This is a genomic window from Pseudomonas sp. P105 (genome assembly GCF_032614175.1).
Taxonomy (GTDB): Bacteria; Pseudomonadota; Gammaproteobacteria; order Pseudomonadales; family Pseudomonadaceae; genus Aquipseudomonas; species Aquipseudomonas rhizophila.
In genome coordinates this window covers 4,963,713-4,974,586 of sequence record NZ_CP126693.1, presented here as the reverse complement: position 1 = coordinate 4,974,586, position 10,874 = coordinate 4,963,713, and the positions used below count along the sequence as shown (strand labels likewise).

General features: G+C 61.3%; 9 protein-coding genes. 2 read left to right on the top strand and 7 right to left on the bottom strand.

Going from position 1 to position 10,874, the window contains the following annotated elements; translation table 11 throughout:
* Positions 1-92 precede the first annotated feature (92 nt).
* Positions 93-983, top strand: coding sequence for a hypothetical protein (locus QOM08_RS22425; protein ID WP_316912147.1), 891 nt, complete (start codon positions 93-95; stop codon positions 981-983).
* A 16-nt stretch (positions 984-999) separates the two neighbouring features.
* Here QOM08_RS22425 and QOM08_RS22420 read toward each other — a convergent pair whose 3' ends face one another.
* From QOM08_RS22420 to QOM08_RS22395, 6 genes are all read right to left on the bottom strand, one after another.
* The gene (locus QOM08_RS22420; protein WP_188252021.1) at positions 1,000-2,331 is read right to left on the bottom strand and encodes a DUF58 domain-containing protein; all 1,332 of its coding nucleotides are present in this window, start codon (positions 2,329-2,331) and stop codon (positions 1,000-1,002) included.
* Positions 2,332-2,548: 217 nt separating this feature from the next.
* Complete coding sequence (locus QOM08_RS22415) at positions 2,549-3,553, bottom strand: AAA family ATPase (protein WP_047227100.1); 1,005 nt, start codon at positions 3,551-3,553, stop codon at positions 2,549-2,551.
* Positions 3,550-4,713, bottom strand: a complete 1,164-nt coding sequence (locus QOM08_RS22410; protein WP_188252020.1) for a DUF4350 domain-containing protein — start codon at positions 4,711-4,713, stop codon at positions 3,550-3,552. Before QOM08_RS22410 ends, QOM08_RS22415 begins: the two co-directional genes overlap by 4 nt.
* On the bottom strand, positions 4,710-6,248 hold the full coding sequence (locus tag QOM08_RS22405) for a DUF4129 domain-containing protein (protein WP_316912146.1): 1,539 nt from the start codon (positions 6,246-6,248) through the stop codon (positions 4,710-4,712). The genes QOM08_RS22410 and QOM08_RS22405 overlap by 4 nt, the downstream gene beginning before the upstream one ends.
* On the bottom strand, positions 6,235-7,209 hold the full coding sequence (locus tag QOM08_RS22400; protein ID WP_316912145.1) for a stage II sporulation protein M: 975 nt from the start codon (positions 7,207-7,209) through the stop codon (positions 6,235-6,237). Before QOM08_RS22400 ends, QOM08_RS22405 begins: the two co-directional genes overlap by 14 nt.
* The gene (locus QOM08_RS22395; RefSeq protein WP_076383680.1) at positions 7,206-7,931 is read right to left on the bottom strand and encodes an RDD family protein; all 726 of its coding nucleotides are present in this window, start codon (positions 7,929-7,931) and stop codon (positions 7,206-7,208) included. Before QOM08_RS22395 ends, QOM08_RS22400 begins: the two co-directional genes overlap by 4 nt.
* Before the next feature lie 1,043 nt (positions 7,932-8,974).
* On the opposite strand from QOM08_RS22395, the gene sbcB reads away from it, so the two are divergent.
* Positions 8,975-10,402 carry an exodeoxyribonuclease I gene (sbcB, locus tag QOM08_RS22390; protein ID WP_316912144.1) on the top strand — a complete coding sequence of 476 codons (1,428 nt, stop codon included), beginning with the start codon at positions 8,975-8,977 and terminating at the stop codon, positions 10,400-10,402.
* Between the two features lie 93 nt (positions 10,403-10,495).
* Here the strand turns inward: sbcB and mvaT are convergent, their stop codons facing one another.
* Complete coding sequence (mvaT, locus tag QOM08_RS22385; protein ID WP_047227094.1) at positions 10,496-10,873, bottom strand: histone-like nucleoid-structuring protein MvaT; 378 nt, start codon at positions 10,871-10,873, stop codon at positions 10,496-10,498.
* Between the last annotated feature and the right edge of the window lies 1 nt (position 10,874).

The window sequence follows — 10,874 nt, the reverse complement described above, 5'->3', positions numbered from 1 at the left end:
CACCTATGAAAGTTGTATCAGTACCCAATGACATGACCTGGCTTCAGGAATTCAACCCCTACATCAATGGCCAACCCGTAAGGTGGCCTGACGTGGAACTGAATCTGGTCCCCGGAGAGGTTTGCACGCTGACGCTGGATTATGAGTACAGCTGGTTGATCGGCGATCCGGATGCGCAAGTCCTTCTGGAATATAAGCCGGGCGAAGAAGCACAGGGTTTGGTATTCGATCCGCCGTTGGGACAGCTGGTGGCGATGGAGGCGGGGAGTACTGCGTTGAGTTGGTCTATCTCCACCCAGGAGACCCAGATTGACCCGTTTGTACTGCAATTCGATATGCCGCTGATGAGCGGGATGCCGAAGTCTCCGCCCTTGCCGGGGCAAATAAGTCAGCCGGAGTTTGAGAACACGTTTGACGAAATTCCAGTGACTTTTGGAGGCAGTGCCTATCCCTGCCATGGCGCAAGGCACACCTTTACCGTGCGACCGCACTCCTCCAGCCAGTTTCTGAATAAAAATGTAAAACTGGTATGGAGCGGGGAGCCCGCCGCAGATCTCGGTGTGGTGATCACCCCCCCATTGCACACTCCCCAGTTGCTGGGCCCGGAGGGCGTGACGTGGCAGTTGAATTTCTTGAATACGACCCAGGATGCGGACTTCTCCTTGCACATGGAAGCCGTGGAGTCGGGGGAGACGACTGAGGTATTGGCCATGTCATTGGGCAATAACCTGGTAAAGGTTGAACGTTGGACGACGAGACTGAATACGGACAGCTCAACGACGAGTCCGCCACCTGATCGTATAAAGAGCATTCGTGCCCGTTCTCGGTATTCGAATAAAGTCGCCGCCGGGCTTGAGGTACTCGTCAACGGAGGGCCTTACGGCATTCGCACCGATGAACGCGGTGAGGCTTCAATAGGCGAATTTGGAGACGATAATTTTCATTTGTCGATCCGTAACCGTTACGACGGAAGTACGGTCTGACAACGCTTCTGAGGTTCTACAAATTCCCCGCCTTCTTCCACCCCAGATACAACGTCACCAGCTCGGCCCCCAACTCCCCGGGCCGGGCTTGCAGCACCGCCACCCCATGGGCACTCAAGCGCTCATGCAATTCGGCCCGGGCGTTCAAATAATCCACTGTCCCGCAATAGGTCAGGGCTTCGGGCAACGTTTGCACCGGCGTCTGGCGTAAGCGGTCGAGGGCCTCTTCCCGCAGGCTCGCCACCAACACCCGATGCTGCTGGCCGAGCCGTTTGACGGCGGTGAGCAGTTCTTCGTCGTCCTCATCCCGAAGATTGGTCACCAGCACCACCAGGGCTCGGCGCTTTTGCCGGGTCAGCAGTTGGGTGACGGCGGCCTGGTAGTCGGCCGGGCGTTGGCTGCTGTCCAGGTCGTACACGGTGTTGAGCAACACGTTGAGTTGGCCGGTGCCTTTGACCGGTGCGAGGTAGCGTGGCTGTTCGCTGGCGAAGGTGATCAGGCCCACGGCGTCACCCTGGCGCAGCGCGGTGTAGCTGAGCAGCAGGCAGGCGTTGAGGGCGTGGTCGAAGTGCGCCAGCTCGCCGTCCTGGCTGCGCATGCGCCGGCCGCAATCGAGCATGAAGATGATCTGCTGGTCGCGCTCGTCTTCGTACTCCCGGGCAATCGGTGTGCGATGGCGGGCAGTGGCCTTCCAGTCGATCTGGCGCAGGCTGTCGCCTTCGCGAAATTCGCGCAGTTGATGAAACTCCTGCCCCTGGCCGCGCCGTTGGCGCTGGCGGATACCCAATTGGCTGAGCCAGTTGTCCACCGCCAGCAGTTGACCGTCGTAGAGTCTGGCGAAATCCGGGTAGACGCGGGTGTGGTCGAGGGCGTCCAGCAGACGTTTGCCGGCCCACAGGCCCAATGGGCTGGGCAGGCTGATTTCGCAGTGTTCAAAGCTGAAGTGACCGCGCTTGAGCGGGCGCAGGCGGTAGCCAACCTGGCTGTGTTGACCGGGTTGCAGCTCGACCGACAAGGGGAGGCTTTCGAAGTCCAGGCCGTCGGGGACGTGATCGAAGACCTGAACATTCAGCGGCTGCGCAAAGTCATGGCTGATCTGTAGCCGCACTTCGCTCCAGCGACCCAGTGCCAGGCTGCCGGGCATCTGCCGTTGCACCCGGGGCGAGGGCAAGTGCTTGAGGCGTACGGCATCAAGTATTGCTAGGGCCAGAAGGGCCAGCAGCAACCCCCAGTGGATCGACAGCAACATCGATGGAACCGCAACGCCCAGCGCCCGCAACGCGCCCAGCACGATGCCGAGGGCCAGCAGAATGGCGAGCCAGGTCAGCAGTAGGCGCGCGGGTTTCATGGGGGCGTTCCCTTGGAGAAGGTATTTGCTTTGGTAAAAGAGTTTGCCGCCAAGAGGTTTCCTGTGGCGAGGGAGCTTGCTCCCGCTGGACGCGTAGCGTCCCCTTGCGGTGTGCCAGGCAAAACCAGGGGGCTGCTTCGCAGCCCAGCGGGAGCAAGCTCCCTCGCCACAGAAAGCGGTCTTGCCTCAAGAAGTGCTCTTGGCACAGGCCGCCTCCTCACAACCGCGGCGCCGGCACTTGATCGAGCAGTTGCCCCAGCACCTGATCCACCGAAAGCCCTTCGATGTCCAGCTCCGGTGCCAGCCGCACCCGGTGGCGCAGCACGGCCAGGGCGCAGCCCTTGATGTCATCCGGCACCACGAATTCGCCGCCGCGCAACAATGCCCGGGCCCGGGCGCAGCGCACCAGGGCAATCGAGGCACGCGGCCCGGCGCCCAGGGTCAGGCCCGGCCAACTGCGGGTGGTGCGGGCCAGGCGCACGGCGTAGTCGAGCACCTGATCGTCCATCGGCAGGTCACTGGCGATGCGTTGCAGCGCTTGCACGTCCTTGGCCTGCAACACCGTGCGCAACGGTTGTACATCGAGCATGTCGGCCCGGGTCGAACGGCTGACCTGACGGACCATGTTCAATTCCTGGTCGGCGTCGGGATAGTCCATGCGCACTTTGAGCATGAAACGGTCGAGCTCGGCTTCCGGCAGCGGGTAGGTGCCTTCCTGTTCGATCGGGTTCTGGGTGGCGAGCACCATGAACGGTTGGGCGATGGGCAAGGCGCGACCTTCGAGGGTGACCTGGCGTTCCTGCATGGCTTCGAGCAGCGCCGCCTGGGTCTTGGCCGGGGCGCGGTTGATTTCGTCGGCCAGCAGCAGGTTGGTAAACACCGGCCCCTTGCGCAGCTTGAACTGCTCGGTTTGCAGGTCGTACACCGCGTGCCCGGTGACGTCGCTGGGCATCAGGTCGGGGGTGAACTGGATGCGCGCGAATTCGCCGCCGAAACAGCGTGCCAGGGCGCGCACCAGCAGCGTCTTGCCCAATCCTGGAACCCCTTCGAGCAAGACGTGCCCGCCGGCGATCAGGGCCGTGAGCACATCGTCGATCACCGCGGCCTGGCCGACCACCGCCTTGTGCAGCTCGGTGCGAATAGCCTGGGCCAGTTGACTGGCGCGCTGGCGCTGTTGGGCGGCGTGGGTCTGGCCGCCGGCAGGTTCGTTCTCTTCAGTCATAAGGCATTCCTGAGGGTTTGCAGATGGGCGACCTGACGGCAGAACTCAGCGCTGGACATGCGCTGTTGCGGTCGGGGGCTTAAGGCCTGGCTGATGGCCCGCGTGGGTTGGCGGGTCAGACGGGCGAGCACTTGCCACTGTTCGGCCACGGCCAGTTGTTCGAAACCGGGATGCAGATGGCGTGCCCGGCGCAGCACGTCCTGTTGCAAGCTGTGCAGCAGATGCTGACGGCCATTGTGTCGTAGATGAAAACCGGCGCTGGCCTGCACGTGTTCCTCCAACTGGCGCCGCGCCTTGGGAGCCGGTTGTTGCAGCGGGCCCTGACGCACCGCCGAACGCCAGAGCCAGAGGGCGATCAAGGCCAGCAGCGCCACCAAGGCCTGGGGGAAATAACGCAGCAACAGGGCCAGCAAGTTGTCGTGGTCGATGTCATACAGCAGCGTCACATGGGTGTCGGCGCTCAAATACCAGAGCAGCCAGGCGTTGTCGTATTGGTCGATATGGTCGTTCTTCCACAGCTCGGCGTCGGTGAGCACGGTGATTGAGCCCAGGCCGTGGTTGAGCTGCATCATGTGGGTCGCCAACGCGCTGTTGGCCCAGGCCTGGGCGAGGTTTTGCGGGTCTTCGAGGTGGAAATCGGTGTCGAAGCCGACGTACGCGGGCGCTTCTTCGTCCTCCAGGTACAGCTTGGTCAGCTTGGGGTAGCGATCCTTGATGAGTTCGGGCTCCGGCGCCTTGAGGTCCTTGCTCAGGAATTGACGCAGGCGCACACGGTCCAGCAATAAGTCGCCGCTGCTGGCGGTACTGTTATCCCACAAGGCTTCGGCGACAAACAGCAATCGTCCACCGGCCTGGGCCCAGTTCATCAACTGATCGACTTCCCGTGGGGTCATGTGGGTGCGTTCACCCAACAACAGCAGGCTGCGCTGATCAGGCTCAAGGTTGGGCAGGACGTCCAGATTATTGGCGTGCTCGACGTTTATGCCCTGCCGGCGCAGGAAATGTTCGGCGGCCAGGTAGGGATTGGCCTGGGCCTCGGGGGAGGGGCCGTGATCGATGGTTTCCTGATAGGGCACGGCCTTCAGGAACAGGTAAATGCCCAACACGCACAACAGCGCGGCCACCCCGGCGCCGACCAACAACCCTGCGCGGCGATTCATCGAGACGCCTCCGGCCCGAACAACCCGCGCCAGTCATCGCACAGTTGCTGTTGCAGATGGGGCGGCGGCGGGCGATGGCCGTATGCAATGTTTTGCCAGTGCTGAGTCAGGTGTTGGCTGAACGTCAGCAGGCGTTCATGCTCAAGCTGTTCGATGCGTTGCAGCACCTGGCCTTCGGTGTCGGCCGGTTTCAAGGGAAGCGCAAAGTCATGATGCAACCGGCTGAGCAAGGCCCGATACAGCAGCCCCAGGGCCTGGCGAGGGTCAGCGGCCCATAGTTGTTCCACGCTGGTGGCCACGTCGTCGGGCAGGCTTTCTTCGCGAATATCCAGACCGAACATCTGCGCCGGCATCGCTCGTGCCATGGGTGGGCGTTTTGTCGGTCGCAGATTCACCAAGGCCCTGAGCCTTTCCCGGTAGCGCCAGGCCAGCCAGGCAATCGCCGCCACCAGGCAGGCCCACAGTACGATCTGGATCAGTGCGGCGGCGATGTCGAAGCGTTGGCCGCTGATCCATTTGAACCATGCCTTGAGCCAGCCCGGCGCTTCGTCGGTCTCGGCCGATTCGGCGGTTTCTTCACCCAAGCGATAGCGGGTGACCGTTTCCGGGTTTTTGAACGGCGGAGCCTGGAGGATCGCCTTGATGCTGTCCTTGGAGGCTTCGCTGGTAAGAGGTTGGTTGAGCAGCCGCGGGCTGTCGGGGCCGGTGTTGTCTTCGGCGGCCCAGGCCGGCGGTGCCAGCGGCACCAGCAGCAGTGCCAGCAGCATCAGCGCGGGGGCGGTGCTGCTCAGGCGTTGGCGCAGGCGCCGGAACACCAGCTCAATGTCCCAGGCTTCGAGTATCGTGCGCCGGTTCAGGTAGAGGCTGAAACCGCAGGCGACATACACCGGCTCCCAGACGATCAGCAGCAGGGGATACAACAAGTTGATCAGGTGTTCGAGCCACAACCAGTCGTGCTCGGCGACGGCGATCAGCGTCTGCCAGTTCCATTGCAGCTCTACCTGTTGCGGCACGAGCAGGTAGAACAGGGCCATGAGGCCGAACCACAAGGCGATCTCCAGGTGGACGCCGATCACGGTCAGCCATTGCGCGGCGCCACGGTTGCGTTGCAGCAGCACCCGCAAGCGCTGTTCACGCGCCTCGCCGTCGAGTCCTTCGAGTTGCACCACGGGTATCAGGAAGCTGCGACTCAGGCTCAGTCGTCGCCAGGTCAGGCTTGCCAGCAACTGGGGTTTGAGCAGTGTGGGCCACTGGCGCAAGGCCTGTTTCAGCGTCGGTGTTTCGCCGAACAGCGACTTGGACAAAATGTACAGGGGCAAACGGTCAAAGGCCGGTTTCAACCACCAGAACAGGAACATCGCCAGAGAGGGCGAATCCCACAGCAGCAGGGACAACAGCGCAAACACCGGCAGCGTGATAACGGCCCAGCTGGTCATCAGCAAACGTCGATGCTGCTGGCTCATCAACACGCCCAGGTCCATGGCTTCCCAGGTGGTGCGCGGGCGGATGACCACGGTGGCATCACTCAGACGCATGGCGGGTCCGTCCGGCAAACACCAGATAACTGATCACCAGAAGCCACAACAAGGCGCCGACCGTGTATTTGGTCGCGGCTGTCACGGCGCTGGAGGACCAGTACGCTTCGATGAACGCGGCAATCAGCAGCAACAGCATCACGCCGCCGACCATCAGCACACTTTTGCCGGCGGCGATCCGCAAGGCCTCGCCTCGGGTGAGGCGCCCCGGCGCGATCAACGCCCAGCCCAGTTGCAGGCCGGCGGCGCCGGCCAACGTGATGGCGGTGAGTTCGAAGGCGCCGTGGCCGATGACGAACGACCAGAACGTCCCACCCGAGCCGATCTGGGTCAGGTGCCCGGCCACCGCGCCAATGGTCAGGCCGTTGAAAAACAGGAAGAACGCGCTACCCAGGCCAAACATCAAGCCGCTGGCGAATGTCTGAAAGGCGATGCCGATGTTGTGCATGATGTAGTAGCCGAACATGACCCAGTCTTGGCTGGCGGCCCGCTCGATCGAACGCCCCAGGTGCCCGCTGGCCGGGTCGTACATGCCACGTATCTGGCTGACTTCCTCGACGCTCAACAGGCTGTAGACCAGCTCGGGAAACAGATAGACCAGCAGCCCGATGCCGATCAGGCTACCCATGAACATCGCTCCGGCGGCCAGTACGAAACGCCATTGTTCCCGCACGAGTCGGGGGAAACCGGCCAGGATGAAAGTCGAAAGGCTGGTCGATGGCCGGCTGCGATCCCGATAGAGTTGCTGGTGACCGCGCAGCGCCAACTGCTGCAGCGTGTCGACCAACAGGCTGCTGTAACCCCGTGCCTGGGCCAGCGCCAGATGCTGACAAAGCCTGCGGTAGGCAGGAGGAAAGTCACTGCTTTGGGGCACGTTACGGCTGCGCTCCAGTTGATCGAGTTGTCGGGACAGTCGGTCCCATTCGCCTTGGTGGCGGCTTTCGAACAGACTTTGTTTCATGTCGGCCCCAGCAGGCCACGGGCGATGCCATTGAGTTCGGCCACGGCTCTGGGGGCCTGGACGTTCAGTGGCGCGGCCAGGATGCTCGCCAGTTCGTTGACCCGCGCTTGGGACAGTTCAGCCTGGCGTTCAGCGAAACCCAGCACGGCGCGTTGCTCGTTCAGGCTCAGGGTAAAGGGCGGTCGTATCGACTGCGCCAGGGGCAGCGCGGGACGTTTGACCGGTTGCTCGCGATACACCACCAGGGTGCCGGCGGCCAGGTCTCCCAGGCGTTTGAAGGCAGGATGTTGCAGGCAACTGATTGCCCCGAAGGTGTAGCCGAAGGGCAGCATGTCGACAAAACGCAGCAGGTTGCGGATCAGTGAAGCGGACCAGCCGATAGGCCTGCCGTCGTCCTGCACCACTCGCAACCCCATGATCTGCTTGCCGGGGGAGCGCCCCTGGTTCAGCACCTCGAACAGCACCATGTACCACCAACTGACAACGAACAGCAGGATGGAGCCCAGGCCAATGCCCAGCTCACCAAAAAACGCCAGGATGATGAACACCAGCCCCAGGACCAGCCCGCGTATGCCCAGGTCGATGGCAAAGGCCAGCGCACGAGGCATCAACCCCGCCGGGCGCAGCGGCAGGTCGATGCCTTCGGGCGTTTCAACCTGATACCGCGTATCGAGTGGCGGGGGCAGCGTCGCGTTCCTTTGCAGTGCTGGTCTCTCGAGCATGGTCAACCTGAGTGATGGGCCGGTTCGAACGTTCAGTCTCGGTCCCGATGCTAGCAGTCTTCGTGCGGGCAAACGACATAACTATGTATGTCATTTCATGGCTTGCCACAGGATTCAGGGCCCGAACACAAAAGCAGAACCCCTGTGGGAGCGAGCTTGCTCGCGATGACCACGGCACATTCAGCATTGCCGTTTCAGGCAGACCGCTATCGCGAGCAGGCTCGCTCCCACAGTTTTGATTGACGGTGTTCACGCATTTTGCACCCGCCACACATCCCTTGTGGGAGCGAGCTTGCTCGCGATGACCACGGCACATTCAGCATTGCCGTTTCAGGCAGACCGCTATCGCGAGCAGGCTCGCTCCCACAGTTTTGATTGACGGTGTTCACGCATTTTGCACCCGCCACACATCCCTTGTGGGAGCGAGCCTGCTCGCGATGACCGCGGCACATTCAGCATTGCCGTTTCAGGCAGACCGCTATCGCGAGCAGGCTCGTTCCCACAGTTCTGATTGACGGTGTTCACGCATTTTGCACCCGCCACACATCCCCTGTGGGAGCGAGCTTGCTCGCGATGACCGCGGCACATTCAGCATTGCCGTTTCAGGCAGACCGCTATCGCGAGCAGGCTCGCTCCCACAGTTTTGATTGACGGTGTTCACGCATTTTGCACCCGCCACACATCCCCTGTGGGAGCGAGCTTGCTCGCGATGACCACGGCACATTCAGCATTGCCGTTTCAGGCAGACCGCTATCGCGAGCAGGCTCGCTCCCACAGTTTTGATTGACGGTGTTCACGCATTTTGCACCCGCCACACATCCCCTGTGGGAGCGAGCCTGCTCGCGATGACCGCGGCACATTCAGCATTGCTGTTTCAGGCAGACCGCTATCGCGAGCAGGCTCGCTCCCACAGTTTTGATCGGGGTGTTCACTGATCCGGTGTCCGCCTCAGATCCCCCTTTGGATTTCAAAACTCAGGCAGCGCTGGCCGCAGGTGGGCTCGAAGGCCTAGACTTCGCCAGTCTTCAACCCAGGAACGCCCCGTGACTTCTATCTTCTGGTACGACTACGAAACCACTGGCATCAACCCGCGTTGTGACCGGCCCTTGCAGGTGGCGGGGATCCGTACCGATTTCGAACTCAATGAAATCGACGAGCCGGTGAACCTGTATTGCCAGCCCAGCGAGGACATCCTGCCGCATCCGGCGGCTTGTGCGATCACCGGCATTACCCCGCAATGCCTGGCCGACAAAGGCTTGACTGAAGCCGACTTCATGACCCGTATCCACGGGCAACTGGCCGCGCCCGGCACCTGTGGCGCCGGTTACAACACCCTGCGCTTCGACGACGAAATGACCCGCTATAGCCTCTATCGGAATTTTTTCGACCCGTACGCGCGGGAGTGGCAGGGCGGCAATAGCCGCTGGGACCTGATCGACCTGGTGCGCGCCGCCTATGCGCTGCGCCCCGAAGGCATTGTCTGGCCGCAAGAGGAGGGCCGCGTGACCCTCAAGCTGGAGCGCCTGACCGCCGCCAATGGTATTGACCACGGCCAGGCTCACGATGCGTTGTCGGACGTGCGCGCGACGATCGCCTTGGCCCGTCTGATCCGCCAGAAACAACCCAGGCTTTACGAGTGGCTGTTCCAACTGCGCAGCAAACAGAAAGTCATGGATCAGGTCCGCCTGTTGCAGCCTATGGTGCATGTTTCCGGGCGTTTCTCGGCCGCGCGCAACTACATCGGGGTAGTTTTGCCATTGGCCTGGCACCCGAAAAATCGCAATGCCCTGATTGTCTGTGACTTGCACCTGGACCCGCTGGGTTTGCTGGACCACGATGCTGAAACCCTGAGGCAACGTTTGTATACCCGCCGTGAAGAACTGCTCGAAGGCGAGTTGCCGGTGCCTCTCAAACTCATTCATATCAACAAGTGCCCGGTGGTCGCGCCGCTCTCGGTGCTGCGTGCCGAGGACCAGCAGCGGCTGCAACTGGACATGGACGTTTATCAGGAGCGTGCGCTGCGGCTAACTGACGCACAGCAAGTTTGGCAGGACAAACTTCAGGCTATTTATGGTCGCGAGGATTTCACGGCCAGTGAGGATCCCGAGCAGCAGTTATACGCAGGCTTCATCGGCGACCGCGATCGTCGATTGTGCGAGCAAGTCCGCATGGCTGACCCTGCTCAATTGGCTTCAGAACACTGGCCTTTTGATGATGAGCGTTTACCGGAGTTATTGTTCAGATATCGCGCGCGCAACTTCCCTGAGACCTTGACCGGCGAAGAGCAGGAGCGTTGGAGACTTTTCTGTCAGCAGCGTTTGTCCTCCCCGGAATGGGGGGCGCCTAATACCTTGCAAAGTTTTGATGAGACGATGGAGGAATGGATGGCCGTTTCCACGCCATTGCAGCGCGAGGTACTCATAGAGTGGCAGGGCTACAGCCAGCAATTGCGTAAACGTTTAAGCCTTTGAGTGGCGATGAAGTGGGTAAATCGCAGGCATAAAAAAACGCCAGCAATCGCTGGCGTTATTCTGTTCGCATAAAGCGGCGCGAACCGGTGAGGCTTAGCCCAGCAGGGTTGCCCAACCTTCAACCACGTCACCGCCCCACTTGGCTTTCCACTCTTTCAGAGTCTTGTGGTTGCCACCTTTGGTTTCGATGACTTCGCCGTTGTGCGGGTTTTTGTATTGCTTAACTTTGCGAGCGCGTTTGGTGCCGGTAGTTTTTACGGCGCCACGGGTTGCCTTGCTCGATTTGGCTTCTGGATCCAGCATGGCAATGATGTCACGCAGCGATTTCTGGTATTCGCCCATCAGCGTGCGCAGTTTGCCTTCGAATTCCAGTTCTTTCTGCAGCTTGTCGTCTTTGGACAGAGCTTTCAGGCGTTCTTGCAGTTCTTTGATTGCTTCTTCGGTGCTGCGGTATTCATTGATCAAGGACATG